Below are 25,018 nucleotides of genomic sequence, written 5' to 3' on the forward strand. Positions count from 1 at the left end.
GCGGTCAGCGGCGTGGTGTCGTGGTGACGTGCACGTGGTCGTAATGGCCGTACCCTGAGCCCGCCGGACCGCTCGGCGTGTAATACGTGCCGCGCCAGATGACGTCCTGTAACCCGAATCGGCTCGAGTTGCTCAGCATGAAGTCGCGGATCGCGTCGCCGAGCGCGATGCCCTCGGCGCTCTCGGGATTGGGGATCATGATGTCGATCGCCAAGCCGCTCGGATGCCACGGCTTGGAGTCGGGCCGAACGCCGTCGATGTCGGCGATCTGGGGGAATCTTGCGCTGATGGCGCGGGCGGCGAGCACGGTGTTGACCTGTAGGCCCGCCTCGTTCGCGACGCCGGCGGGCAACGCCTCCGGGACGTCGACGCGGGCGGCCGCCAGAGCTTGAGCAGGGTCCACGGGCGGCTGGCCGGGCAACGCGAGGATCGCCGGGTCTGGCGGGGTGGGCGCGGCGGGCGGCGGAGGCGGTGGTGCTGCTGGCGGGACGGCGTTGTCGACGACCGCTTGCTGTTGCGGTGTCAACGCCGCGTACTGCGCCTCCGCGGCCGCGATCTTGCGCAGCAGATCATTCCATTTGGCCTGCAGGTCCGCGCGCACCGCGGCGGCCTGCTCGGTCGCAGCGCGGGCGTCGGCGGCCGACTTCTCGGACGCCTGCGCGGCCGACCCCGCGCGGTCACGCTTTGCGTGGTACGTCTTCATTTGCTCAGCGGTCGTGGCGCCGACCACCCGCTGCAGCGACAGCTTGTCGAGCAACTGCTGCGGCGAAGACGCGGTCAGCAGCGCCGCCGCCTGACCGTTGCGGCCACTCATGTAGTCCATCGCCGCAATGCGGTCGACCGCTGCCTGGTAAGGCGCAAGCTCGGCGTTGACGGCGGCAAGGACATCGAGGTCGGCGCGGTGGCGCTCGTCGGCAGCCTTCTGAGCGGCCTCTTTGGTGTCGACATCGCGCTGCGCCGCCGTGACGGCCTCGCGAGTCTGCAGCGCCTGAGCGGACAACTCGTTGAGCTTGGCCAGCGCGTCGTCCGCCGGGTCCGCATTGACGGCGCCGATCGAGGCGACCAGCACGAGAACTGCGGTTGCAGCACCGCACACCGTTCGTCGGAGTGAGTGGCGCATGCCGGTCACGCGGATTGTCACGATCCTTTTATTGCAGGGACCAACACTTGGTCCGGCCACGTGTGTCTCGGACAGGTTAGAAACTGGCGTCGACAATGTCTACTCGTCCGTCAGTGTGAGCCCTTCCATTCGCCGACTTCTGACTCGCGACTGGGGTTCCCCGGCGGGCTCGTCGATCCGACGGTGTTGGGCGCCACCGCCCGAGCTCTTCAACCGTCGGTCCCGGTATGCCGTCGTCGGCAGGCCCGCTGAGTGCGCCTCCGCACCTCAAGTGGATGCCGCGGGCGTGGAGACGCCTCGACTTTGCTGAACGTGTTTACTCAGCGTGGGAGGGGGCATGGGGTCACCATGAGTCACTTCCCAGCTCCACGGCGGGCGATGGCTTTCTGAACAACCACTGGAGAAACGCCTGATGTGCTCGAGGGCAGGTTCCCGTGACACCCGGTGCCCCGATGGCACCGGCGGTTACTGATCTTGCTAGCCAGAAGCCAACCGTGCAGGCCCGAGAACCGGAGCACACGAGATGAACATCCGAAAGATTCTGCTTCTGGTAGCCACCTGCCTGGCCGCCACACTCCTCATTGCACCGGGTGCAGCAGCAGTACCGCGGCCGACGATCCCGGGAGCCGATGCCGCGATCGCCAAGGCCGAAAGCCTGCTCGGGACAGACCAATTCGGTCAGTATGGGTGTGAAGCTCTGGTGGCCTACGCATTCGGGGTGCCGCAAGAGCGATACGGTTGGGACGGCGCTTCTGAAACCATGTACCAAACGCTGCTCGAGCAGGGGAAGATCCATACCGACATGAACCCCCCGCGTGGGGCACTTGTCTTCAGCGTGGGATCCATCGGCCCACATATCGACATCGCGCGCGGGGATGGGACCTACATATCCGGCGGCGTTCAGGGTCTCTCACCGGGATACGGCGACGGGCACAACATCCAAATTCTGCCCAGCCCGAATGTGGCAAGCGACTGGACCTACCGAGGCTGGAGTCTGGGCTACCCGGAGTAAACCGGGTTCCGGGAACAGGATGCCGGTGCGATCGGGACGGTGAATCGCTCAATCGTCGAGAATCGCGACGGCCCGTGTCCACCCGGCCGACGCAGCGTGCACCTTCACCGGGAAACAGCTGATCTGAAATCCGCTGTCCGGGAGCGACTCCAGATTGTGGAGCTTCTCCAGGTGGCAGTACCCGATTTCGCGTCCCGCGCGGTGCCCCTCCCAGATGATCGAGGGATCCCGCTCGCGGGAATACCGTTGTGCCGTATAGACAAACGGCGCGTCCCAGCTCCAGGCGTCGGTGCCGGTCAGGCGCACACCTCGCTCCAACAACCACAGCGTCGCCTCACGACCCATGCCGCAGCCGGATGAGACGTAATCCGCCTCGCCGTAGCGGGTTCCGGCCGCGGTGTTGACCACGACGATGTCGAGGGGCTGCAGCTGGTGGCCGATACGATCGAGTTCGTCGGCGACGTCAGCGGCGGTGACCACGTAGCCCGCTTCGAAGTGCCGGAAGTCAAGCTTTACCGCTGGCTGCAGACACCATTCGAGCGGAACCTGGTCAATGGTGATCGCCGGCGCGCCACCGTCCATCGTCGATGCGTAGTGATAGGGAGCATCGAGGTGGGTGCCGTTGTGGGTGGTGATCCGGACCCGTTCGATCGCCCAGCCCTCGCGATCCGGTAGGTCTTCGACCGTCGCGCCCGGGAAGAACGCGACGACTTCAGCCGCCGTGTCGGCGTGGCTGTAATAGTCGATCTCCGGAAGATGTCCCGGCGGATCGGATGCGATCCCTGCCTGTAGGGGCACCGAGATGTCCACGAATCTACGCATCTGGTTCTCTCCCAATCACTTTTGTCGATGGCCGTCTGTCACGCGACGTTGTTTCGGCGGCGATTTTCAATCCGGTGCGTTGCCGATGAACTCGACGCCGGCGCGAATCGCGGGACGGTGCCTCAAGATTCGGAAATGCGCCAGCCTGCCGAGGCCTTTGGTGGTCAGCAAGCGTGCACCCGGCCATGCCGCGACGATCTTTTCGCTGGTCACATAGGGAGTCTCGGGGTCGTCGGGGTCGTGGATGAGCAGCATCGGTGGATGGCCGGTTCGGCCGGCGATCCGGACCATGTTGGTGTCCTCCAGCGGCATCCCGATCCGGCGTTCAAGACGTCGATGCAGGCCGGCGCGTATCCGTCGGCCGAAGCCGTGGCGCGCGGCGAACAGATCCAGATAGATCGGGAACTCGCCCATCGGCGCGAGAAACACCAACCGCCCGACCGTCGTGCCCCATGCGGCCGCGAGTGCGGTCGCGTTGGCCCCGAGGGAGTGGGCGACAACGGCGCGGGCAGGCCCGTGTGTCTCGATCATGGCTGCAACCGCTTCGGCGCACTCAATGGCTGTGGTGCGACCGGGTGCGAGCGCGCCCGCATCGGACTCGTTGTGGCTGGGCAGGTCGAATGCGATGACACGATGCCCGGTCTCGACGAGAGGTTTGATGAACATGCCGAGGTGGTGGCGGCGCCCGCCCCAGCCGTGCACAAGATAAACCGGTGGCCCATCGCCCCAGGCCTCACCCACGATCCGGTGCCCGCTCCAGTGTGCTTCCAATGGTTGACCGGGCGGGACACCGGGCGGCATACGGAGACTGGACTCGATGACCGGTGGCGTGCACCACAACTCGGTCGCCCACCGGGCCCCGATTGCGGGCGCGACTCGCTCCAGCAGCCAGAACATCCGGCGCACCCAGGTGGCGACCGGGGGTTGCACACCGGAACCCTTCACATCGAGAACGGTTGGGCTTGGAGAACCGCCGCCACCTGAAGCAATGGTGTTCACCTTGGGTGCTCTGATGTGCGGGGCACTACCACCGTCGTCAGAAGTAGCCCGACCTCGGCGAGCGGGCGGGCGGTTCGTCGGGTCCGGCACACGTCGAGGTTAGCGAGACGATGCAGTCAGACGACATCTCCTTGTCCAACGGCGTGGCCGGGCGGTGACGAGAAGCGGCCGTTGGGACGATGCCGAACAGCTTGACCACCGATGCCCGGGGAAAAGATTGCTCGGCTCAGGCTCGCGGCTGACCGCCCTGTCAGACCCTTGGAGGACGCTGAACTCACAACAGTTAGCGCCATCAGCGAAAGGAGTTCTGCCGTGTGCTGGCAGTGCGACCACCCCGAGGCCACCCGGGCCGACTATCACGATGTACTCCGGCGGACGATACTCGAGCACGGCTGGGCCGTGCAGTTTGTCGAGAGCGACCGGAACCCGTTCGCCTACACCGTAGGACTGCATTCAGCCGGTCTGCCCGAACTGCTGGTGACCGGTGTTTCACCCGAATGGGCGGTGAGGCTCCTCAACACCGTTGCCAACTACCTGATCCGCGAGCGGGTCCCGGCTCCCGGCGACACGATGCAACTACCGGACGGCTGGGAGGCCGAGTTCGTCGCGGTCGCGCAGCCGGACGTGCATTTGACCCTAGCGGTGGAGTTGTACGGCCCCGAGGTGCGCGCGCTGCAGCTCGTGTGGCGAGACGAAGACGGACATTCGGCCTGGTGCCCAGACTTCAACAAGGGCGGCTGCCGACAACCGGTGCTCGGCATTCGCGGTCCGCACCCTTAGCGGCGTGCTGGACGGAAGCGCTCGTTGTTTACGGCTCGGTCGAATGTGTATGCGCCCGATATTTTTACCGTCAGAACATTGGCCAGGCTACTTGGTGGCCTAGGAAGTCAACGTTGTCCTTGGCGACCACGCAATCCAACGTGCCCAGGTTGGCGATCAGATCGCGGTTGAGACCTCGGGCCCGTTGACAGGCCCGAGCCACGGCATCGCGCATCGTGGGTGCTTCGACCCGGCTGGCTTGCGTCCATATTGGTGGCTTATCGCTGGCCAATGCCGAGCCCACGATGCTGCGCGAGATCTTCGACGTCCATGCGATCACCTTGATCGGCAACCCCTCCGCTCGACGCAGCCCGCGGATCAGTTTTCAGGCGACACCGATGGGTATGCATGAGTCATGCATGATGGGCAACTTATCAACGTGCTCGGTGCGTGTTCGCTTGCGATCAGCGATCTTCTGACCGGCGTGGTTACGGAAACAGCGCACACAAGCCGGAGCGGCTCGTCGGCGCTGGGAGTCTTGCTGCAGGCGGGTGATCTCAGTGTGAGCGAGCTGGGACGCAGGATCGGCCTTTCGCAGCCCGCGGCCGCCCGGATGGTCGACTCGCTCGAGCGCCTCGGCTACGTGCGTCGCCAACCGGGCGGAGGGCGCGAGGTACAGGTGACGCTGACCCGGGCCGGTGCACGAACAGCCCGGCGTCTCCTGCAGAGACGTTCTGAGTTGATGACGACTCTGCTCAAGGAGCTCGACGACGACGAGATCCGCGCCTTGAGCACTCTGCTCAACAAGGTGGCAACCAATGTCTACAGGCAGCTGGGTAACGCCAACGTGATTTGTCGGCTATGTGACCGCCGCGAATGCGTCAGTACCGCACCTCGGTGTCCGGTGGGCCTGGCGGCAGGAGAGCCGCCGGGTGCCTGAAACCCTCGCGCTCTGCGCCGCGGTTGTCTTCGGGCTCGTCCACTTTTTCAGCGGACTTCTTGCCCGTCGTGCGGACAGTTGGGCGGTTGCGTTCTACGGACAGATCGGCGGGACTATCGTCGTGGCTGTCGCGGCGATGTTCTGGCCGGCTCCGCAACTCACACTGGAGTCGTTTGCCTGGGGAGCGTTCTCCGGGATCGGCATTGGGATCGGCGTCGCGTTCCTCTATCGCGGGATGAGCACCGGGCGGATGAGCGTCGTGGTTCCGCTGAGTGACGTCGGGGCCGTCGCCTTACCGGTCCTGGTCGGCGTCGTGTTACTGGGCGATCGACCCACCGCGCTGGCTTGGGTCGGGGTCATTGCGGCGCTGCCGGCGCTGTGGCTGGTATCCCGCACCCGCACCGCGTCATCGCCGCGCGCCGAAACCGGGACGCTCGACGGACTCATCGCCGGTGCGGGATTCGCGGTTCAATTCATCGCGATCTCCCGGATCGATCTCGATGCCGGACTGTGGCCGATACTTGCGGCCCGCATTCTGGCTGCGGTCACCATCGTCCCGCTCGGTCTGCACAGTCACGCGGATCTGCGAGTTCCGCGACGGCTCGTACTGCCGGCGTGTGTAGTGGGAGCGGCAGGGTCGGTGGCCATCATCCTGTATTTGCTGGCTACGCAAGACCAGCTTCTCGCACTGGCCACTGTGCTCGCCGCGCTCTACCCGGCGATCCCCGTGGTGTTGGCCATGATCTTCCTTCACGAAAGACTCAGCCGCCCACAGACAGTCGGCTTGACGCTCACCGGCGCATCGATCGCTTTGATCTCCCTGGGGTGACCGGGCCCCCGGCGCTCCTCTCACCTTTGTCGGGCTGATGTGGCAGCCGATATCGCCGGTCGTGGGCATGTCGCGTCGCGGGGAGATGGGCGCTCGGGAATAACTGACGCCCCAGATGCGCCGTTCATCGCATGCGAGAGGAAGTGGAAGCTGTGACTCAAGTGGAGGCGCCCAAGGTCAGCATTTGGACCGACGCACGGCCTGAACCCGGCGAACGCCATGGCGAGAAGCGCTACGCAGAACTGCTCGAAGAGGTGCGCGTAGCCGACAAGCTGCCTCTTCACGCCCTCTGCACAACTGAGCAGCACGGGGTCAATGACGGTTACCTGCCCGCTCAGCTCCCGCTTATCGCGGGACTGGGGGCGGCCACGAAGCGGATCCGGTTCACGACGAACGCCTTGTTGTTACCACTGCATCCGTGGCGCCAGGTGGTTGAACAGGCGATCGTGGCCGATCTTGTCTCCGGTGGACGGCTGGCACTCGGCGTTGCCGCCGGTGGATACGCGCGGGAGTTCGACCTTTTCGGGATCGACTTCCATAAGCGCGGCGAACTGATGGAGCGCGGGCTTGCTTTCATCCGACAAGGACTCCACGAAGGGTCGCTGCCCGATGGACCTGGCGGAACCCCGGTCCCGGTGCTGCCTCGTCCTGTTCAAAGCCGCATCCCGGTATATGTCGGTGGCGGTGCGCCCAAGGTGATTGATCGCGCAGTTCGGCTTGCCGACGGCGTCATGCCTGTCGACTTCTTCGCCCCCGAACGCGAATTCGCGGACCTGTGGGCCAAGAAACTCGCTCCCGCGCTGGCACGTCACGATCGATCGCTGGACGACTTCCACTTCACCATCTGTGTTCCGTTATGGGTGGCTGAGGATCCTGAGCGAGACTGGAACCTCTTCTACAAGAACGCGATCGAATACCAGTTCAACCAGTACGCAAGTTGGGCCGGGGACCGCTCAAGGGTCGGCGTGCACAGTGACTCCGATGTGCCGTGGCAACGCGAGGCGATGCTGGTCGACACCCCGGAGGACATCGTCCGACGCCTCAGAGACATCCGCGCCCACGCCCCCTATCACGAGGTCGTGTTCTGGTACCGCATCCCCCACATCGGCCACGAGCGGGCGTTAGCACACCTCGAACTGATCGCCGACAAGGTCGTCCCGTTCCTTGCGGACTAGAGGGATGAAGGCGGCTTGACATCGAAACCACGCGTGCTCGAGCACCCGCCGCTCGGCGCCGCGGCGTGACGCCACCCGGTGGGCGGCAGACAAGAGGTTCCGGCTGATCGGCGCGGCACTGGCCACCCGTTACCCAGCGCGGTCTTGCTCCAACGGCTCGGTTTGGATCTCTGAGCGGTTCTGTTGTCATACACCGTGATCGACCAGAACAACTGCGCCGGAGTTGCTCGGGGAAGCGCCCATGGATAAGCCAGCTTGGGGATGACTTCAATAATCCGACCGTCGATGCCTGACTTGTGTTTCTCTCGTGGTGACGCCCCAGAAAGCGGAGTTTGTGATTGCCCTGTGCCGGATAGCCTGCACGGATGCCGTCGACGCCTCTTCCCGTAGTGCTGGCCACGCTCGCCTTGCGCCGCCGGCTCAAGCAGCTCGCCGACCGCATGGTGCCGCCCGAGATCGCGATGCTGGATCTCGGCGAGGGCGTCGGTGGCGTCCAGATCGCCGCGGCCATCGCCGAACTCGGGATTGCCGATGTGCTCGCAGACGGGCCGCTGACGGCGTCGCAGATCGCCGCCCGAATCGACTGCGATGACGACACCACTCATCGCCTGCTGCGGGGCGCGGTCGGTTGCGGTCTCTGCACGATGAATCGGCGGACGGGCGCGGTGAAGCTGACACGTACCGGAGCGGTGCTGCGCAGCGACCATCCCGCGTCGCTGCGGGCCTGGATGCGCTACAAGGGGATGCGCTCGACCGTGGACGCCTGGGGCGGCCTGGCTGCCAGCGTGCGCAGCGGGCAGAGCGCTTTCGAGCTCGTGCACGGGATGTCGGTGTGGGAGTGGTTCGCCGCGCATCCCGATGAGCAACGCATCTTCGCCTCGACGATGCGCCAGGCCACCGAGATCGCCGCCCGCGCCATTGCTCGGGTCTACCCGTGGCCGGACGGTGCCGTGGTGTGCGATGTGGCCGGCGGTATTGGCACGCTGCTGTCGGTGGTCGTGGGCTCGTCGCGCGCGAACCTGCGTGGGATTTTGGTGGACAGTGCGGGGATGATTGCCGAAGCTGAGCGCTTCCTTGCCGAGCGTGGGCTGGCCGACCGCATCGATCGTGTCGAGGGCGACATCTTCCGTGCCATCAACGCCATCGCCGACGTGTACGTGCTCAAGGATGTGTTGCATGACTGGGACGACGAGCGCTGCGGAAAGATTCTCGCGGCGGTGGCGGCAGGCATGCCCAGGGGTAGCAAGCTGGTGATCGTCGAATACCTCCAGGAGCGCAACCGCCCGAACCCGTTCTCGCCGCTTCTCGACCTCCACACGTTGACCCAACGAGACGGCGGTCGTCTGCGATCGGTCGACGAACTGTCGGATCTGCTCATCGGCGCCGGTCTACGACCGACCGGCCGCACGTTCTCGGTCGTCCCGCATGACCTCATTGAGGCCGAGAAGATGTGAAGGGTTCGGGTGGGATGGCTCAGCAATACTTCTCGATTCCGCAGCGGCATGAAGCCGTCGGCTGCAGTCACTTTCCATCGGTTATTCGTCTGCGCGGCGGAGACGGACAGACTCAATTGATGATCTCGGCATGCTGGCTGGAAATGAGAGCGGACAGGCGTTCTCGCCAAGTTTGTAGCTGCTCGGGTGTCAGTCGTCTCCACTCGGTTATTTCGCCGACGATCCGCAGCGGTGCGGTACTGCGGTAGGACCGCATCGGATTGCCTTGGAACTTCTTGTCGGTCACGTTCGGGTCGTCTTCAAACTCTCCGGTCGGTTCTACCTGGTAGACCCTCGGAAGGCCTTCGCCATCGGCAAGTTCCGCGGCAATTTCGGCAGCAAGGCCAGCCCCGTCCGCGAGAGCAGTGAAATAGATGTGGTTCATCACGATCTCGGGACGGTAGTTCGATCGATGACCCGCGGTGAGAAGATCACCGACACTCAAATCCGCGGTGGTGCCATGGAAAAACGGGCCATCATCAAACGATTCGGACACCTAGCTCCCTCTGACGGACTGCTGGGATTCGCAAGTATGCAGCACCGCTCGGCCCTTGCGGCAAGACCCCAGTCGTGTTTTATCCTGAAAATAGAACGACGCCGCTGTTGCGCGACGCCCCTTCTTTAGACAATTTCGAGAGCTCATCCTTGGCGAAGTCGTGTCCCCGTCGTCCGTCAACTACGCGGCCTACGTCGGGGTCACCTGAGTGTCGTGACAGTTCTCGTCGCCCTCGTCACCTCCGGGGCGCCTGCTCACCGATGACAGCGTGAATACCGGCCAGGCGGCGTGGCTTTACTGGTGGCACAGCGTCTCCGGCGGTGGCGCACCCAGTACCGAGCCGCGGGCGCACCTGCGTGCTGGAGTCGTGTAGAGATGCAACGAAGATTGACAGGACTCGCCTGCCTACTTTGACAAAACTCGGGCGTGTCGCAAGAGCTTGTTAATCTTCGTTGCAAACGCCAGGTCAGAGTGTGTGACGCTCTCACCCCTTCCGGAGGCGGGCGCACCAGTTGCCGACTGGCTCTCCCTGTGTCCAGTCTTGCTTCGTGAATCTCGTCCTCCGGCGGAGTCGCGAAGTGCGCCTAGTGCCTGTACTTCCGGTTGCCAATTTGCGCGCCGAGTTCGCTGCTCGCGAACTTGTACCCCTGCGCTGACTCCACGCCGCCTTACCTCGAGGACAAAGTAGCCTAGCTACGTTCCACGGGCTGGTCCTTTGCCCACTGACGCGCAAGATCTGCAGACTTCTCCCACGCCTCTTGCAGGGTCTTCCCTCTGGCTTTAAACGGCCCGTCGATGATGTTGTCGTGTAACCGGTCCGACCCATCACCTTTCGTACGGTCGTAATAGCGGGTCACGAAGACTTCATACTGCTCGCCTCCCCGACCGCCAATCGGCGGGTAGTGCTCGTACTCAAAGAAGGAGAAGCCGTTCTCATCGACCTCTTGATCCATCATTGCTGTGATGTTACCGAGCGGCGCTTCGACATTCAGCCCGCAATGTGGACCACAGGTCGTAGACGCTCAGTTAGCCCGTAGGTCGATTTGCCTACACAACTGGCTACTTTGAGAACATGCCGGTCAAGTAGGCGCTGACTGCCGGATGCGGATGGCAGTCTTGTGGACATGCACGCAGGATCGGTCAACAGTCAACCGATCTTTCGCCGTACGAAAGGTGCGGGCTGCGAATGACTACGAAGTTCAAGGTCAACGAGCAGGTCTTCGTACCCTCACGCCTTCTACCTAATCCCGCGGCACAGAACTTCGCGCTACGCCGAGCAAAGGTGCTGGAGCAAAAAGCTCGCTCTGTACGCATCAACCTTCAGGACGAGCATGGCAACGACATCGAGGTCGCATCGAGGTTGGTGCATCGCAAGAACCTCGGAATCGGTGTCATCCGAATCGGAGACTTCAAGACCGAGCTGAACGCGCTAGACCCATTGGCGAAATCAATGATGCACTACCTGCGGCTACTCCTCGAACCTGATGCAGTAGTCCTACGTGAGGTACGAACCTCTACTGAAATCTGCGCGGTGTGGGCAGAACTTGCACCGAGGACCAGCCACATAGTCTTGATAGGTCACGGCAACGCCGACAGTCTGAACTTCTTGGATCTCGATGCGCCAGTCGGTGGCGATCGATTCGGGACCATGCTTGCAGGCGCGGCGCCGAAAAGCCCACCGAAGGTGGTCATATCGCTGACTTGCCTCACCGGACGCGCGGCGTTCGCGAGTCCCTTCAGCGCCAGCAGCGTTTGCACCGATTACATCGCTCCCTTTCAGCTTGTGCACTCTGCGGCCGCGTCGCTATTCGGCCAGAGCTTCTTTGCCAATCACCTTTTGTCCGGGCTTGGGGTTGCTGCCGCATTCCGCAGAGCCCACGCCGCAGTTGGGACAGGCGTGACGTTTCGTCACTGGCGTACCGGAGGATTCACCACTCTCAAGCGATGACACGGGGCTGCCGTCCGCCGCTCCTGCCCCGATTATGGATTGACTAAAGGGGCTGCGGAGTTGGGCCGCACGAAGACTACTTGATGACGGGCGCGAGTGAGGGCGACGCGAAGCAACCTTCGACTTGCTAGGTGCGGAGGATCCTCCCGGTCACTGAAAAATACTCCCGTATAGGGCTTCTCGACGATTGCGACACCGTCGAACTCCTTGCCCTTCGATTTGTGTATGTTCATGAGAATGCAGCCCTGCGGGTCGCGGAATTCAGTCGCAAGTCGGCCTTGGTCAAGGGCTCGACGAACAAGACCTGCCGCATCGCCATAGCTACCAGTCTGATCCCATTGTTCCGAAAGACGTCCGCCGATTTCGTCGGTGGCTCCGAACATTCGGATGAATCGAGCCGCCTGCACTATCTCCCGGAGTGCTGGCGGACCTACCAGCACATCTCTGGCCGTTCGCCAATCGACGACAGGATTGCCCACAAAGACGATGCCACTCGCATTGCGCTCGTATAAGTGTTTGGCCGCTCGTAAACGTAACTTTCCGCCGTCGAGAAGGGTTGCGGCATTAGCTAAGTAGCTATCTCTAGATGCGAGGGCGCTCGCGATCGGACTATTGCTAATCGCGCTCTTCACTTCAAAGTATCGTGCAATCAACCGCAGCGTGTTAACGACGCCTTCGTCGTGTTGCCGCAGAGGCCACTCCAAAACAGACGCAACGACCTGCGCTGCCGCTGCGGACAGTTCTACATCCCAAAGGACGTCGTGCCGAATGGGTTTCAGCATGCTTCCGTTGTACGTCCTCGAAGTTGAAAGCCACTGCGATACATCAGCAACAAGGCCGTTAGCGCGGCACAGCACCGCGACGCTCGGGCTTGGAATTCCTTGCTTGCGGAGCTTCGAGAAGAGCCAACCGACTGCCGCATGCGTCGTCGATTCAAGCGCTGACTGCCATACGGTCAGCACTTGGACATCGGCAGTGTCCGGGAGGCGCCGGTTATGGAGCACCGCGTCAGCAAAATCTAGAATGCCGGCGTCGGGACTTCGATGATTGTCCCCACCGAGGTCGAAGACTGCGGGAGCAAGCGCTTCTTTGACCTGGTCCAACCGATGAGGATCGATGTTGTCGTCGTACTCAAAGATTCGCTGATCAGGATCAGCGAGGATGACGACGTTACTTCGAACGGCGAGACCCTGCACGAGAGTCCACTGCGCGTCGGTTGTGTCTTGGAACTCGTCGAAAATGATGGTGGGATATCTGTCCGCCACGAGCTCGGCGACCTTGCCAACGTCATTTATAAGACGTGAGGCTCCATCGGCAAAACAGTCGAAAGCGAATAGCCCCTCGTCCTTGGCGAGGCGCTCGCGCTCTCGACTCCAATCTCCATCAAAGCCGGCCTTTGCAACCTTCTCCCGGTCGGGAAATAGTATTCGCGTTGGCCGGCCAGTCAGAAGTCGACCGTGCCCGCGGAGAAGATCGAGACAAAAGGCGTGATATGTCTGCACCGAAATCCACTGCCGCTCTTCGCTAGTCAGTACATCTCGACACCGCATCATGACCTGACGTACGGCGGCACGGGAGAAGCTGAGAAACAGGATCTCTTGCGCAGTCGCCAACAACGGGATGATCCGCTTCGCCTTCAGCAAAGACAGCGTTGTCTTTCCGGACCCGGGTCCCCCATAGACCATGACGCGTCCGTCGTGCTCGATGGCGGCGCGGGCTACGTCACTGAGATCAAACGTCATACTTCATCGGGCTCATTCGCACCCTGCTCCTCCGGCACCACCTCGGGCTGGGCCGCCATGTGAATGTCGATTGCGACCAGTACATCGACCAAATCACTGGGCAGGTCCGCTTCGGTCTTGCAGTGGCCTATCAGAACAGCTGCGTAGGCGTACGCCTCGCCTTTTCGTGCCTTCAAGACTTTGCCCGCCAGAGCGGGCACGTCCTCATCGGGGATACCGGGACTGTAGGGATGAGATGAGGGATAGTCCGCTCTCGTCGATACGTCGGCGAGGAAATTTCGAAGGATGTCTGATGGAATACCTTTCGTAAGCACAAGCTCGATTCCCTTCTCGGAGGATTCCCAGAAGTGATCAAACTGCGCACGATTGGCCAATGCGTCGGTGGGAGTTGGCCCGCTCGGCTTGTCGCAAGCGCCGTAGACATTCTTCCCGAGCGCTTTGAATATCGGGCCGTACCGATCGACATCCCCGTCGCCATTGCAGGTAAAGATCGATACACCCGAGAAGTCCAAATGGGTATAGCCGGGGCGTACCCGCTCAAGCACAGTTGATACGGCCGGGAAGACGACTGCTTCGGTCGACCCCTCGACGACAAGCACGCCACGGGCCAGAATGCTTTCCGCGAATTGGCGCCGGTTGGTCGAGTATGTCTTGGGTTTGATCTTCTCGAGATTGATCGGCGCGCCAATGAGCTTCGCCCCGTCGCGATGCACCATCACAATGCTTTCAGGACCGAACTGTTCGATCACGGGCCCCGAGTGCGATGTGACGATCGATTGGCCCATCTGTTGCAGGACGTAACGGGTGACGCGACGCTGTGTATGCGGCGGCAGCGCGATCTCAGGCTCCTCCATCGCAAAAATCACCGAGTGCGTGTCCTTCAGGTCGGCGATGATCGTTAAGAGCGCGAAGACGAGCAGGTTGATGGACCCGGTGCCCTGGCGCAGGTAAGGCACGGGATGATTGCTCGGCTGCGTAGCAATAAACAGCCGTACAACCTCCCGCAAATGTTGCCGCGTCAGGTCAGACGCAAAGAAGGCCGTTGAGTCCTGTCCAGCGGCAAGATTTACGAAGCGCCCCAGACGTTCCCGCAGACTTTCGCGGACCGCTTGCAGTTGCGGGATGTCCCCGATGGCGGGCTCAAGTGACGACAGGTGATCAAGAGTTTCCTGCCACATTTCCGCCGACCCTTCACCGCCAAGGTGCAGGATCGTGTCGAGGAGCGAACCGCGCTGCAAACTTAGCGCACGCGTACCCGTACGTAACGCACGTAGGTATACGTACCCGGCCAGCCGCTTATGGTGACGACGAAACGAGGATAGCCCTCCACCCAATGCCGAAAGCCGCTCCGAGTCGGTGTCATCCGCAACCACCTCGGGATGAGCGAAGAACGTGTCACCAATGAAGTCGTCTTCTTCCTTGTCGTAGCGGCCGATGAAGCAAACAGGAAGACCCCACCCCACCCCTTCGTCGTTTGCACGGGCCGCTCCACCGGGTTCATCATCGATGAACCGGCGAGTTCTGTAGTCCCAGAGGCGCAGATGCTGATCGCCGAACCTGCGTGCCTCTTCTGCGCTCAAGTCGGTGAGCACGACATCGATCCGCATTTCGATGGGCGTGCCTTCCGGATCGACGTACTGGCCGCAGTGGAAATCATGCTCATCGATGACGGGCCGACGGAACAAGCGCTCGGGGCCCAGTACAAGGTCCAGGGCTTCGCACACAGTCGATTTGCCAACGTTATTCCCCCCGACGAGCAGAGTGTGCGGCGTGAAGGCAATCTCACCGGACTCAATACCGCGAAAGTTGCCGATGCGCAGAGAGGAAACCTTCATGACAAAGCTCGCATACGTACATCTGCGGGTAGCTGTATCAGTCGTGAGACACCAACGGCCAAGTAAAGGTTCAATGGAAGTTCCCCCCGTCTCATTCTCGCATCCAGCCCCCTCGATTGGACCTGTTCGATGAAGTGTCCGGTTACTGCTGCAGCGGGAGCGACCGTCACGCACACCGTCAACGGCATAGATCGTTCTGCGAGTGCGTGCCAGTACTCTTACGCAATCGGACGATGTCGCCGGCGATCTCCAGCACGTCTGCCCGCCGATGATCTAAGTGCCCATGTAGGATTTGATTCTTCGTTACGAATATCAAGTTTTCTTCCACATAGAATCCGTAACTCTGATAGCTGGCGCCGTATAGGCCATCAGAGCTGCGCGGGTAGTCTGCGTACTGAGTTACGTTGTACTCTGGTTTTAACAAATGAATGAACGCTTTCTCTGCGTCTGCGACTATCACCTTATGGTGATGCCTCGAGACTTGGCCTCCCTCAAAAGCGGGGGCGGTGCCGACCTCGCGAATTACGGTTGGTACCAGCTCAAACGGAAAAAGAATGAGCTCGTCGCTGACTCTAGCGCCGATTCTATGCGGATGCTCATTCGATAATATCTTTTGGCGCGCATGATGCGCGCCTTCGAAAAGCCGGTCAAACGTGTCCGAAGCCTTCGCGATACCGACGTAAAGTAAATTGTAGGTTGCGAACTCTCGATACCGCTCGAATGCGTGTATGCCAGGAAGGTTTCGGCTGCGATCAAATATCAGCTTTTCGGTGGAGAACCACTCAAGGGGTTCGGTGTTTTCGTCGATGTCCACCTCACCTTCAACGTAGAATTTGATAATCTTGGGCCCTAGGTCAACAACTAATTCTTCCGGATCGAAGCCTTCGAAGCTCTTGGCAATGACGAATGGTTCGAGGATAACTTCATCGTAAAGGCCTTCTCCACCATCAATGAAAATATGCACGTTCCCAGAATCTTCCACGCGGCAACCGTGAAATCTGACCTCATGACGGGTAGCCATGAGGTAGAAATCGCTTTGGCGCAGCACCGACTCCGCCGCCTTGTCTGATTTCACCCATTCGGCCTCCTGATTGGAAATTGGAGGATAAACCAGCCTCAGTGCGGCCGACATTACATTGAGCGGGGGACTCACGCCGTAATGCTACGCTCACGAAATGTCTGGGCGGTCGGAAAACTGCCTGGAGCGGTAAGCAGAGCGGCCGCTCTGCTTACTTCAGCTACGCCACCTACCGATAACACCCGATCCCGTCGGGTCAACTTACGAAAGTCATCGGTCCGCTGGCGGGGCCCCTACAATCCAGAAGTGCCCGACTCCGAGTTCGTTGAGACAGACCACCGCGGACGCATCACTCTGCCAGGCCACCCGAATAGCCGGTTCCTTTTGCGGCACAACGCGGATGGCAGCATTCTTCTTCAGCCTGCTCAGCTCGTTGCTGACGCTCAGTACGAGTACTGGTCCAATCCCGAACTACGAACCCTGCTCGCCGCCGCAGCCTCATCACGCACCGTTCACCGAAAGCGCGACCACCGCGACTAATCACTCCGTACAGCGACGTAACTCACGAGGACGACGTTGATCCGTTTGGCCCGCCCGCTGCCAGGATCCAACAGTTCGTCCGCGATTCGGTCTCGGTCCGCAGCCCGCTCAGGATCCTCGGGTCCGTCGAAAACGTCGGCCGCCTCAGGCAGATGATCGCTAGCGTCGGCAGGGTCCACCTCGTCGTCGGTCACGCGCCCACGCTCCTGTTGTTCGAAGATCCAGTCACTCTAATGTGACTTCGGCACCGCCGGATCGAGCCGATAAATGTCGCCTTATGTCGGGTACGCCAGCATTGCCCGGTTCGCGCCTGCACGCCGACAACACTCGGAATTTTTCGCCGCCGCTGGCCGAGACGCACGGGTGCCGACACCGCGCGGACGCAATAGTGCCGAGTAGCATCGCGGATCCACGGAGGATTGGAGACTATGTGGGACCAGGTGGCCATGCGCCAAAACGAAGCGGCCGATCACACTGGCGGTGCCGGCATTTATCGACAGCCACAGAACGTTTTACGTCAAGAGTGGATACGGGCGGTTTCGCAATGACATCTCAGCTCGTGCGATTCGCGTGACGCTATGATGAGCCGCCATAGGCAAGGACACGATGGCCGTCCCGGCAAGAATGCACGGCGGTGGTGGTGGATCGCGGCGGTCGGCTGCGCGTTGATTGTCGGCGTAATCGCTGTCACGACAACTGTTTTCGGTCTCGGTGGTTCTGATGACCGTGATGAGTCGGAAAGAGAAAAGGCACAGAAGCGCTGCGAAACCGAAACTCTCAATCGATTGATATCACCATCGACTGCACAGCTAACAAAAGTGCAAACGGAGCTTAGTCAGCTCGACGCGGGCAGCCGCGATCTCTTTTCGCTACTGGACGAGCCTCTCAAAGGGGTTGATCATTCCCGCATACGAGTTTGGAATGTTTCGGGCGTTGTCGACGCGAAGAACGACTTCGGAGGCACAATCAAAACTCCCTTCACATGCCGCGCATATTTCGTCGACAGCGGCTTGGCTCATACCCTCGTTCTCCTCGACAACCACTAGCACCGCCGCGCCACTTCGGCCGTCATCACAACCGCCGATGTTGCCGTGGATGCATTGATACCAGGACGATTCTGAGAACGGTCAACGCCGCTCATTCGGCAGACCGCGGAGGTCGAATGCACAAGCCTCTTTGCCAAGACACGCCTGTCCGACCGCATCTCCCCCGAGGACAGTGACAGTGGCATCTCATTGCTATTGAGAAGTGATGTCTCTTCCCCAACGACTGGGCCCACAGTGCCATCATTCTCGAGTGACCTCGAGAGCAGGGACGAAGACTGACGGCAGGCCGGCTATCCGCCTGGCGGCGATCTCATCCTTCGGCGCGGCGATAATTCACTTCGCGGTCATGCCCACACATTGGCAAGCGTGGACGCAATCCGGAGTGTTTTTCGCCTCCATCGCGATGTTTCAAGTGTTGTGGGCATTCCTGGTGTCGCGACGCCCGATGCCGGCAGTGTTCGCCGCAGGCATCCTGGCCAATGTCGCTGCGGCGGCGCTCTGGGTGATGTCGCGGACCGCGGGCGTACCCTTTGGCCCGCACTCGGGACAGTCAGAAGCGGTTGATACTGCAGGTCTTTGCGCTCTCCTACTTGAGTGTTATGTCGTCATGGGGGCCGGCTGGGGGTGGTATCGCGTCGAACGCGCCGATCCGATATCGCGATTCGGAAACGCGATCATCCTGGGCGGCGCCAGTGCCGTCGTTACCATCGCAGCGACGCTGGGGGCAGCGTCAGGGGTGCTGCTCGACCACCACGGGTCGAGTGAGGCGGAGCAGAGCGACCATCCGTCGGCTAGTGACCATGCGGGCAGCCATAGCGGTGTTCCAACTCCTGCCGCTATACCCGTGGTGGAGGCGGCTCCGAAAAGCGATTCTCCGGCCCCGGTCGAACACCCCGCTCCGGCGACGGAACTATCAGATAAAACCGCGGAGGATCACCACCACAGCGAGTGAGTGATCCAGCCGCACAGCAAAAGCAGCTACATCCGATCGCGACAGTGCGGGCACGGCATTTCCATAGCGGCGCACATCGGGCATTTGTCCATCGACATCGGCATCTGCATGGCTTGGTCGCAGCACCACATTAAGTGGCGGCCGTTTCCGTCGGCATAGAGTACAGCCATCGGATCTGCCCCCACGATGTCGAAATAGACCTTGCCGGTAGAGCTTTGGCCTTGTGCCAGTGTGGTGGCGGGCAGCCCTTCCGGGGTTGCGATCTGCCACAGGACGGGGTGCCGCTGACCGTCGATTGGAACGGCGTACAGGTTGGGGATGATGGGTGTAACGGTGCCGGTGACTGCGCGCACTGTCGCCGAGCTTTCCCAGAGCTGACCCCGCGGGGTATATCCCGGCAGGATAGTCGCCGACTTCTGAAGGTCGGCCACAGTCCACTCCTGGACTACCGCACCCCCGGCATCGACGATCTGTTGCGCTGAACCGAATTTATGGGGGCAATGCTTCGTGGCGGCCGCTGGGGCAGCGAACGCTATTGCTCCAGCGACGAATGCGGCGGCGAGCGTCGCGGTGAGCACTGTTAGGAGTCGCAAGCAACCTCTCCTTTCAAGAGAATTGGCGAGCAGCACAAAATCAGGCGCGGACAGCTCGCTTAATACTACGTACTGGGATAGTAGATGAGTGTTGATTTCGGATGGTGGCGCCTCGATGGGGCGCGAGAGGCGCGAAGAGCGAGTCGGCGAATGGGCGAGACCCACGCGAGGCCCGAACGGTTCAGGCATGACACGTGCATGGCGCCGCCGCACTGCTGCTGAATTCCTGTTGGCCCGCTCCGTTGCCGTCCGGCCGCCAGTCGAACGGGAAGCGCTTGCTGGAGGCGCCTTGATAGTCGCGCGACCACTCGAACCCGACAGCGTGATCGCGCTCGACGACCCCCCACGTGGCGACCTGGCCGGGACCGACCTCGGCGCCCGGCGGGTTGGCGGTGGTCACGCGACGGTTGAGATCAGAGGTGGGTCCGGTTAGCGCTGCGACGCGGACATCGACCTTGCCGGGGATTTCGGCGCGCCAGTAGGCCAGGTCATCTGCTGCATCGAAGGTAATCGGCGCGTACTCGATGCCGCGCAAATCCGCGATCAGGCTTGCGAATTCGGCTGGCCAGCCGCCTTCCTGTCCGGTAAAGATGCGCTCTAGGGCCTCACGCTGGGCGGCGTCGGCGTCGGCATCAATGTAGAACATCAGCTTCATCATGGCGTTGGGATCGCCGACCCACATGTTGCCGGTGAACTCCCCGAGGGAAACGACGTTGAGTCCCCCCAGATCTACCGGACCGAAGTGGCCTGCCCGGATATGCCATACGAGGGTGAACAGGCAGTCACCGTGGGTGGGCTCTTGAGCGAAGGTGCATGGGCAGGGCAGCTTGCAGCTACACACGTCGAACCAGTCACCACGCAGATGCCAGTCGGTGGTTGTCGAGATTGTTTTCATCGTTCAAACCTTTCGTTGTATACCCCATGGGGGTATCGGGCGGGTTGACCATATCCCCATGAGCGCTTCTCCACAAGTACCCCCAGGGGGTATATTTATGTCATGAGTGAATCGGTGTGCCCCAGGCGTGTCGAGGGGTCACAAACCTCGCTTCGACGTGCGGTGAGGACCGGGTCGGCGTCCCGGCTGCTTGCAGCAGTTCTGGCAGCAGTCGGCGCGCTTGCCCTAACCGCGTGTGCATCGGACGGCCCATCCCCGCCCGCACCTGCAGCGCCGACGTCGCAGGCCCCGGCCTCGGGTGCGGCCCGGTTGGTAGATCCCGGCGAGTTCGCCGCGGTGATCGCTGAGCCTGATCGGGTGACGGTGAACGTCCATGTGCCATTTGAGGGCGACATCCCGGGCACGGACCTGTCGATACCGTTCGATCAGATCACCGCACAGGCTGGTTGGCTGCCAGCCAATCGTGACACCGGGTTGGCGATCTATTGTCGGTCTGGGCCAATGAGTGCGACCGCGGCGGAGACGCTTCGCGATCTCGGCTACACCGATGTCGTCGAACTTCGCGGGGGCATGCGCGCTTGGCAAGCCGACGGCCGCGAATTGGTCGGCATCTGATGACGGTCGAGCACTCGGGGCTACCACCGGGTAGACCCCGACGTTCAGGCCGGTATCAACGTGATAGCCGCGCAGACTATTACGCAGGAGTCATTGCATCGAGGGACTTTGGTGCCTGTAGCCGGCCGGCGCGGTCTAGGCGGTACAGGGTGAGCGCCGCGATCAGGCCGATGACGACCAATCCGATCCACGTCAGCTCGGGCATCCCGGCGTCGGAAGCTTTTTGCATGAGCGTTCCGGTGGCGAGGTTGCCGACGAGGATGCCGATTCCGACGATGGTGTTGTAGAAGCCGTAATGTGTGCCGACGAGCCGGCCACCGGCCAGTGAGACGACGGTGTCCATTTCGAACGGGAACACCGCAGCCGATCCGATGGCAAGCACCGCAGCGCCGACGAGAAGCGCACTGATGGCGGCGATTTGGCCGGCACGCCGATCATCGGGCAGCACGGCCATGGGTATGAATGACGCCGCGAGGACCAGCATACCGATCACCAGTGAGTGTCCTGGTCCCCACCACTTAGCGAACCATCGGGTGATCCTGAGCTGACCAGCGACGGCGATCAGGCCGGAGATGACGAATACGCCTGCCACTACGGCGGTTTCAGCATTGGGCACCAGGTTCTTGGCGTGCAGCGGCAGCGCCAGATAGACCTGAAAGGACAGCACGTAGGAGCCGATCATCGCCACGGCGAACAGCAGGAATGAGCGGTTGGCCAGTACAGTGCGCCAGTCGTCGAGCACCGACGTGCCATGTTCGGTCGGAGAGGCCTTGCGTTGTGGCAGAGCGAAAAGTTGCGCGACGGTCAAAGCTGCGAAAACCCCCGCAGCGGCCGCGGCGGCGATGCGGAAGTCGAGCGCCATCAGCGCCAGTCCCACGAGCGGACCGGCGAGGATCCCTCCTTGGTAGAAGATGTTGAACAACGCGAAGGCTTCGACCCGGCGTGGGCCGGCCTCGGCGGCAAGATAGGCGCGCACCGCTGGGTTGAACAATGCTCCGGCGAAACCCGTTGCTGCTGAAGCGATCACCATTGCCGGCAGCGAATCGGCAATCACCAGAAGCCCGAATCCCGCGGTGCGCAGCAGGCAGCCGGCAACGATGAGCGGCTTGTATCCGATGCGATCGGCCAATGTGCCGCCGATGATGAACATGCCCTGCTGGGAGAAGTTGCGCACGCCCAGCACCAGACCGATGGCCCATGCGGCCAGCCCGAGCGGCCCGGCGAGGTAGCCGGCCAGATACGGCATCAACATGTAGAAGCCAAGGTTGATGCCGAACTGATTGATCATCAGCAGCCGGCTCGGCCATCCGAAACTGCGGAATTCGGTGAGGAAGCCCGTCATCGCGGTGCCTTGACCGGATCTACCACCCTGGGGCACCGTGTCCAGGAGTCCACCACATGCTGTGTGGGGTCATCGATGAGCGCCGGCTCAGCGGGCGGCGCTATGTCATGGAGATTGTGCTTGCGGCAGTAGTCGTCGTTGTAGATGGTGTCGAAGTAGCGTTGCGGGCCGTCCGGGAAGATCGCGGCGATCGTTGTGTCTTCGGGGCGGGTCTGCGCCGCCCAGCCGGCGACCAGGGCAACGGCGCCCACGCTCCATCCGCCGCTGGCGTAGTGGGTGGCGGCCAGCGTGCGGCATGCCCAGACGGCTTCGGCCGGGGCGACCCAGTGGACTTCGGTGAAGGCGTCGTAGTCCACGTTGCGTGGATAGATGCTCGACCCCAGCCCGCGCATCAGTCGTGCGGTTGCCGGTTGACCGAAGATCGTGGAGCCCACCGTGTCGACACCGATCAGTTGCATGTGGGGATTGAATTCCCGCAGCACGCGAGCCACGCCGGCCGAGTGCCCCCCGGTGCCGACCGAGCACACCAGTAAGTCGATGTGGCCGAGTTGCGCCTGCACCTCGAGAGCAAGCCCGCGGTATGCGTCGACGTTGTCGGGGTTGTTGTACTGATCGGGATACCAGGCGGATTCGTCGGTGGCGAGGATCTGCATCACCCGGTCCCGTCGCGCCTGCTGCCAGCCGCCTTCGGGGTGCGGTTCGGTCACCAAGTCGACCTCGGCGCCGTAGGCCGTCAACATCCGCTGAATGATCGGTTCCATTCCAGGATCGGTCACGAGCGTGACGGGGTGGTGGTGCACGGTTCCGGCCAGTGCCAGGCCCAATCCCAGTGTTCCGCTTGTTGATTCGACGATCCGGCCATCGGGGCGCAGGGCACCGGTGGCGCGCGCTCGTTCCACCATGTACATCGCCGGGCGGTCTTTCATCCCGCCGGGGTTGAAGCCTTCGAGCTTGGCCCAGAAACCTCGACCGGGCGAGGTGAAGGGCTCGGCGATGCGCAGCACCGGTGTGTGGCCGACCATTGTGCCGGGCCGGTCATAACGGCCGAGGCATCGCTGTCGAGGGTTGTGAAGTTCAAGGTTGCGAACGGACAGGGCGTGATTCATGGAAGTACATCGCTTCTGCTTCGAGCGGCGCGCCGTCCGGCGCGCAGCAGCTGAAAGGGACGGCGGTCACCGACCCCGCCGCAGCGAGGCAGCGTGGTCTGGCGCCACCGGATCAGCAGCGTGCGATACACAGCCGGGTGAGCCTCACCCGACCGGAAATAACTGTCGCTAGCGGCCGTGGCGGACCACGCACCACAGCCAGTGTCGATTGACTCCATAGTGAAGCCGCGACGGCCAAAGCGGCGATCAGCCCCAACGCGATCAGTATGGTCGATGTGCGCGGCAGCACTCCCTCGGCGACTGTGTCCGGCAGTAGCGGCACCGATCCATCGCTGATATGCGGATGCTCAATGACCACGGAATGGTCGGGAAGAAGGTCAGAAGACAGGGCATGCGGCCCGTGAGCAGAGGGCTGGTCTCCTATTGGCAACGCCCACTCAGCGGCAACAACGACGACCCAAGACGCCAGCACCAGCGCAATCAATGCGCGGGTTCGCGTCCCGAGAAAGCCCACGTTGCTGTTCACAATGGTGCCAAATGTAGCAGCGGATCGCGCGTCGGTTCGGCGCCCACGAACTCGACGCATAGTCGTTACCGCGCCGCGATAGGGCCGTCGCCAGCGACGGTGCGTCGATCCGGACGCTCGTTGCATCGAACCCGACGAGTGCAGGCGGGCAACCGCAGCAGAACACTGTGCATTCGCCAACATGGTCATCGGCGCCTCGTCATGTCAGATCATGCCCCGTCGCGCCTATCGCCGATGTTGAATGCCCAGACTCGGTGTCAGGGCGTGTCAGCTGGTCGGCGAGCGACACCACCAAGCCACCCAGCATGAATGCGGTGATCGCGGCGACAAGGGTGGCGGTACTGAAAGCGGGGATGTACCGCCTCGCCCCCGTCGGCGCGCTGGCGCCGTGGTGATACTGGTGCGTCAGCGCATGTCCTTTGCCCCTGCCCAGCAGGTAGCGGTTCACCGGGTAGGCAGCGACGAAGGCGGCCCCGAGCGCGATTATCATGCCCACCCAGAAGACCGGATTCACCAGGCCCGCGTTCATGGCGCCGGGTATGACCGCCATGACGGCGTTGTCGACGATCTCCATCGTCAGGATCGACAGCGTGTCGGCGGCCAGCACCACACTCAGTGCTGTCCCCAGTGCGAGACCCGCGCGCAGCAGCGGCATGGTTGAAAGGGTGTAGCCGAATAAGAAGGCCAACCCAACGGCCAGCGCAATCGTGCCCACGTTGCTTAAGCCCAAAGCGGTGCCGATGATCAGGCCGACGATCTCGCCGATGGCACACCCGGTCAGGCAGTGCAGCGTCGCGCTGAGGGCCATCGTGTTTGTGCTGCCATCGTGTTCTTGATGAGTATGACCACTGGGTTCGTGGTCGTGAGTGTGGACGGTCATGTCGTACTCCAGAGTTGACTGTGGAAGGTGTGGCGGTATTGGCTGATCGATGAGGTCCCTCCAGGTAATAGCCCGTGAACGGCGTATTCCCATTGCGTGTTTGAGCAACCCGAATCGTCGTGAACCGTGGTGTTTGCGGTGCCGAGTTGGTGGATGTCGCCGGCAGCGCCCATGCAGACCTGATCTTGCTCCTCCGATTCCCGTACACCCCCCAGGGGTAATCGCCTGTATACCCCACAGGGGTATATGATGCAAGGACTCCCCCCCCACTTCCCCTTAAACCCATCCCCCACCCCATCAGCCGTCATGTAATCGCCACTCCGCCATCTCGCTTT

27 protein-coding genes are annotated in these 25,018 nt (G+C 62.1%); 11 read left to right on the forward strand and 16 right to left on the reverse strand.

Annotated features, from left to right (window positions below; translation table 11 throughout):
• Positions 1-4: 4 nt before the first annotated feature.
• Complete coding sequence (locus CEX87_RS24800) at positions 5-1,129, reverse strand: coiled-coil domain-containing protein (protein WP_064395155.1); 1,125 nt, start codon at positions 1,127-1,129, stop codon at positions 5-7.
• Positions 1,130-1,643: 514 nt separating this feature from the next.
• On the opposite strand from CEX87_RS24800, the gene CEX87_RS24805 reads away from it, so the two are divergent.
• Complete coding sequence (locus CEX87_RS24805) at positions 1,644-2,132, forward strand: hypothetical protein (RefSeq protein WP_064395127.1); 489 nt, start codon at positions 1,644-1,646, stop codon at positions 2,130-2,132.
• 48 nt (positions 2,133-2,180) lie between these two features.
• On the opposite strand, the gene CEX87_RS24810 is transcribed toward CEX87_RS24805, so the two are convergent.
• The gene (locus CEX87_RS24810; protein ID WP_064395128.1) at positions 2,181-2,954 is read right to left on the reverse strand and encodes a cyclase family protein; all 774 of its coding nucleotides are present in this window, start codon (positions 2,952-2,954) and stop codon (positions 2,181-2,183) included.
• 66 nt (positions 2,955-3,020) lie between these two features.
• A complete protein-coding gene (locus CEX87_RS24815; RefSeq protein WP_064395129.1) occupies positions 3,021-3,953 on the reverse strand; it encodes an alpha/beta hydrolase in 933 nt (310 codons plus the stop codon).
• Positions 3,954-4,265: 312 nt separating this feature from the next.
• On the opposite strand from CEX87_RS24815, the gene CEX87_RS24820 reads away from it, so the two are divergent.
• On the forward strand, positions 4,266-4,733 hold the full coding sequence (locus CEX87_RS24820; protein ID WP_064395130.1) for a DUF4262 domain-containing protein: 468 nt from the start codon (positions 4,266-4,268) through the stop codon (positions 4,731-4,733).
• A gap of 70 nt (positions 4,734-4,803) precedes the next feature.
• Here the strand turns inward: CEX87_RS24820 and CEX87_RS28015 are convergent, their stop codons facing one another.
• Complete coding sequence (locus CEX87_RS28015) at positions 4,804-5,064, reverse strand: hypothetical protein (RefSeq protein WP_064395131.1); 261 nt, start codon at positions 5,062-5,064, stop codon at positions 4,804-4,806.
• On the opposite strand from CEX87_RS28015, the gene CEX87_RS27440 reads away from it, so the two are divergent.
• The 5 genes from CEX87_RS27440 (at position 4,949) to CEX87_RS24845 (ending at position 9,110) form a co-directional block, all read left to right on the forward strand.
• A complete protein-coding gene (locus CEX87_RS27440) occupies positions 4,949-5,191 on the forward strand; it encodes a hypothetical protein (protein ID WP_164674014.1) in 243 nt (80 codons plus the stop codon). The genes CEX87_RS28015 and CEX87_RS27440 overlap by 116 nt on opposite strands.
• Positions 5,128-5,652, forward strand: coding sequence for a MarR family winged helix-turn-helix transcriptional regulator (locus tag CEX87_RS24830; RefSeq protein WP_094289554.1), 525 nt, complete (start codon positions 5,128-5,130; stop codon positions 5,650-5,652). Before CEX87_RS27440 ends, CEX87_RS24830 begins: the two co-directional genes overlap by 64 nt.
• Positions 5,645-6,481 (forward strand): DMT family transporter, encoded by an 837-nt coding sequence (locus CEX87_RS24835; RefSeq protein ID WP_094289556.1) that lies wholly within the window; start codon positions 5,645-5,647, stop codon positions 6,479-6,481. Before CEX87_RS24830 ends, CEX87_RS24835 begins: the two co-directional genes overlap by 8 nt.
• Before the next feature lie 152 nt (positions 6,482-6,633).
• Positions 6,634-7,656, forward strand: coding sequence for an LLM class flavin-dependent oxidoreductase (locus tag CEX87_RS24840; RefSeq protein ID WP_158220793.1), 1,023 nt, complete (start codon positions 6,634-6,636; stop codon positions 7,654-7,656).
• A gap of 365 nt (positions 7,657-8,021) precedes the next feature.
• The gene (locus tag CEX87_RS24845) at positions 8,022-9,110 is read left to right on the forward strand and encodes a methyltransferase (protein WP_082694939.1); all 1,089 of its coding nucleotides are present in this window, start codon (positions 8,022-8,024) and stop codon (positions 9,108-9,110) included.
• A 112-nt stretch (positions 9,111-9,222) separates the two neighbouring features.
• Here the strand turns inward: CEX87_RS24845 and arr are convergent, their stop codons facing one another.
• Complete coding sequence (gene arr, locus CEX87_RS24850) at positions 9,223-9,645, reverse strand: NAD(+)--rifampin ADP-ribosyltransferase (protein ID WP_064395136.1); 423 nt, start codon at positions 9,643-9,645, stop codon at positions 9,223-9,225.
• A 689-nt stretch (positions 9,646-10,334) separates the two neighbouring features.
• Complete coding sequence (locus tag CEX87_RS24855; protein ID WP_066810988.1) at positions 10,335-10,601, reverse strand: hypothetical protein; 267 nt, start codon at positions 10,599-10,601, stop codon at positions 10,335-10,337.
• Between the two features lie 230 nt (positions 10,602-10,831).
• Here CEX87_RS24855 and CEX87_RS24860 point away from each other — a divergent pair, with 230 nt between their 5' ends.
• Positions 10,832-11,593 (forward strand): hypothetical protein, encoded by a 762-nt coding sequence (locus CEX87_RS24860; protein WP_066810991.1) that lies wholly within the window; start codon positions 10,832-10,834, stop codon positions 11,591-11,593.
• Between the two features lie 32 nt (positions 11,594-11,625).
• Here the strand turns inward: CEX87_RS24860 and CEX87_RS24865 are convergent, their stop codons facing one another.
• The 4 genes from CEX87_RS24865 to CEX87_RS24885 all read right to left on the reverse strand — a co-directional run bounded on the left by CEX87_RS24865 (position 11,626) and on the right by CEX87_RS24885 (position 16,922).
• Positions 11,626-13,335: a UvrD-helicase domain-containing protein gene (locus tag CEX87_RS24865; protein ID WP_083406451.1), complete on the reverse strand. Its 1,710-nt coding sequence runs from the start codon at positions 13,333-13,335 to the stop codon at positions 11,626-11,628.
• Positions 13,332-15,170, reverse strand: coding sequence for an ATP-dependent nuclease (locus CEX87_RS24870; protein ID WP_066810999.1), 1,839 nt, complete (start codon positions 15,168-15,170; stop codon positions 13,332-13,334). The genes CEX87_RS24865 and CEX87_RS24870 overlap by 4 nt, the downstream gene beginning before the upstream one ends.
• A gap of 178 nt (positions 15,171-15,348) precedes the next feature.
• The gene (locus CEX87_RS24875) at positions 15,349-16,323 is read right to left on the reverse strand and encodes a hypothetical protein (protein WP_142301128.1); all 975 of its coding nucleotides are present in this window, start codon (positions 16,321-16,323) and stop codon (positions 15,349-15,351) included.
• A 401-nt stretch (positions 16,324-16,724) separates the two neighbouring features.
• Positions 16,725-16,922 carry a hypothetical protein gene (locus tag CEX87_RS24885; protein WP_066811003.1) on the reverse strand — a complete coding sequence of 66 codons (198 nt, stop codon included), beginning with the start codon at positions 16,920-16,922 and terminating at the stop codon, positions 16,725-16,727.
• 384 nt (positions 16,923-17,306) lie between these two features.
• Here CEX87_RS24885 and CEX87_RS24890 point away from each other — a divergent pair, with 384 nt between their 5' ends.
• Both CEX87_RS24890 and CEX87_RS24895 read left to right on the forward strand, forming a co-directional pair.
• Entirely contained in the window at positions 17,307-17,774 is a 468-nt protein-coding gene (locus CEX87_RS24890) for a hypothetical protein (protein WP_233151512.1), read from the forward strand.
• A gap of 250 nt (positions 17,775-18,024) precedes the next feature.
• Positions 18,025-18,726, forward strand: a complete 702-nt coding sequence (locus tag CEX87_RS24895; protein ID WP_233151513.1) for a hypothetical protein — start codon at positions 18,025-18,027, stop codon at positions 18,724-18,726.
• 26 nt (positions 18,727-18,752) lie between these two features.
• Here CEX87_RS24895 and CEX87_RS24900 read toward each other — a convergent pair whose 3' ends face one another.
• Together CEX87_RS24900 and CEX87_RS24905 are read right to left on the reverse strand one after the other, a co-directional pair.
• On the reverse strand, positions 18,753-19,508 hold the full coding sequence (locus CEX87_RS24900) for an MPT63 family protein (protein ID WP_083406454.1): 756 nt from the start codon (positions 19,506-19,508) through the stop codon (positions 18,753-18,755).
• Positions 19,501-20,214 carry a DUF1326 domain-containing protein gene (locus CEX87_RS24905; RefSeq protein ID WP_083997713.1) on the reverse strand — a complete coding sequence of 238 codons (714 nt, stop codon included), beginning with the start codon at positions 20,212-20,214 and terminating at the stop codon, positions 19,501-19,503. The genes CEX87_RS24900 and CEX87_RS24905 overlap by 8 nt, the downstream gene beginning before the upstream one ends.
• 102 nt (positions 20,215-20,316) lie before the next feature.
• Between CEX87_RS24905 and CEX87_RS27880 the strand changes: the two genes are divergently transcribed.
• On the forward strand, positions 20,317-20,829 hold the full coding sequence (locus CEX87_RS27880) for a rhodanese-like domain-containing protein (RefSeq protein ID WP_083406456.1): 513 nt from the start codon (positions 20,317-20,319) through the stop codon (positions 20,827-20,829).
• A gap of 79 nt (positions 20,830-20,908) precedes the next feature.
• Here the strand turns inward: CEX87_RS27880 and CEX87_RS24915 are convergent, their stop codons facing one another.
• From CEX87_RS24915 to CEX87_RS24930, 4 genes are all read right to left on the reverse strand, one after another.
• Entirely contained in the window at positions 20,909-22,171 is a 1,263-nt protein-coding gene (locus CEX87_RS24915) for an MDR family MFS transporter (RefSeq protein ID WP_066811010.1), read from the reverse strand.
• Complete coding sequence (locus CEX87_RS24920; protein WP_066811013.1) at positions 22,168-23,277, reverse strand: PLP-dependent cysteine synthase family protein; 1,110 nt, start codon at positions 23,275-23,277, stop codon at positions 22,168-22,170. Before CEX87_RS24920 ends, CEX87_RS24915 begins: the two co-directional genes overlap by 4 nt.
• A gap of 112 nt (positions 23,278-23,389) precedes the next feature.
• Positions 23,390-23,803 (reverse strand): putative copper homeostasis (lipo)protein LpqS, encoded by a 414-nt coding sequence (lpqS, locus tag CEX87_RS24925; protein WP_083406457.1) that lies wholly within the window; start codon positions 23,801-23,803, stop codon positions 23,390-23,392.
• Between the two features lie 199 nt (positions 23,804-24,002).
• Complete coding sequence (locus CEX87_RS24930) at positions 24,003-24,683, reverse strand: DUF4396 domain-containing protein (RefSeq protein WP_233151515.1); 681 nt, start codon at positions 24,681-24,683, stop codon at positions 24,003-24,005.
• Positions 24,684-25,018 lie beyond the last annotated feature (335 nt).

It is taken from the genome of Mycobacterium lehmannii (genome assembly GCF_002245535.1).
Taxonomy (GTDB): Bacteria; Actinomycetota; Actinomycetes; order Mycobacteriales; family Mycobacteriaceae; genus Mycobacterium; species Mycobacterium lehmannii.

Bases quoted from the DNA above. Each gene is read 5' to 3' on its own strand.
- CEX87_RS24915 (WP_066811010.1), bottom strand. From the start codon at position 22,171: ATGACGGGCTTCCTCACCGAATTCCGCAGTTTCGGATGGCCGAGCCGG.
- CEX87_RS24905 (WP_083997713.1), bottom strand. From the start codon at position 20,214: ATGAAAACAATCTCGACAACCACCGACTGGCATCTGCGTGGTGACTGG.
- CEX87_RS24860 (WP_066810991.1), top strand. From the start codon at position 10,832: ATGACTACGAAGTTCAAGGTCAACGAGCAGGTCTTCGTACCCTCACGC.
- CEX87_RS24900 (WP_083406454.1), bottom strand. From the start codon at position 19,508: ATGCCTGAACCGTTCGGGCCTCGCGTGGGTCTCGCCCATTCGCCGACT.
- CEX87_RS24865 (WP_083406451.1), bottom strand. From the start codon at position 13,335: ATGACGTTTGATCTCAGTGACGTAGCCCGCGCCGCCATCGAGCACGAC.
- CEX87_RS27880 (WP_083406456.1), top strand. From the start codon at position 20,317: ATGAGTGAATCGGTGTGCCCCAGGCGTGTCGAGGGGTCACAAACCTCG.
- CEX87_RS24805 (WP_064395127.1), top strand. From the start codon at position 1,644: ATGAACATCCGAAAGATTCTGCTTCTGGTAGCCACCTGCCTGGCCGCC.
- CEX87_RS24810 (WP_064395128.1), bottom strand. From the start codon at position 2,954: ATGCGTAGATTCGTGGACATCTCGGTGCCCCTACAGGCAGGGATCGCA.
- CEX87_RS24920 (WP_066811013.1), bottom strand. From the start codon at position 23,277: ATGAATCACGCCCTGTCCGTTCGCAACCTTGAACTTCACAACCCTCGA.
- CEX87_RS24855 (WP_066810988.1), bottom strand. From the start codon at position 10,601: ATGATGGATCAAGAGGTCGATGAGAACGGCTTCTCCTTCTTTGAGTAC.
- CEX87_RS24830 (WP_094289554.1), top strand. From the start codon at position 5,128: ATGCATGATGGGCAACTTATCAACGTGCTCGGTGCGTGTTCGCTTGCG.
- CEX87_RS24890 (WP_233151512.1), top strand. From the start codon at position 17,307: ATGATGAGCCGCCATAGGCAAGGACACGATGGCCGTCCCGGCAAGAAT.
- CEX87_RS24845 (WP_082694939.1), top strand. From the start codon at position 8,022: ATGCCGTCGACGCCTCTTCCCGTAGTGCTGGCCACGCTCGCCTTGCGC.
- CEX87_RS24870 (WP_066810999.1), bottom strand. From the start codon at position 15,170: ATGAAGGTTTCCTCTCTGCGCATCGGCAACTTTCGCGGTATTGAGTCC.
- CEX87_RS24930 (WP_233151515.1), bottom strand. From the start codon at position 24,683: ATGACCGTCCACACTCACGACCACGAACCCAGTGGTCATACTCATCAA.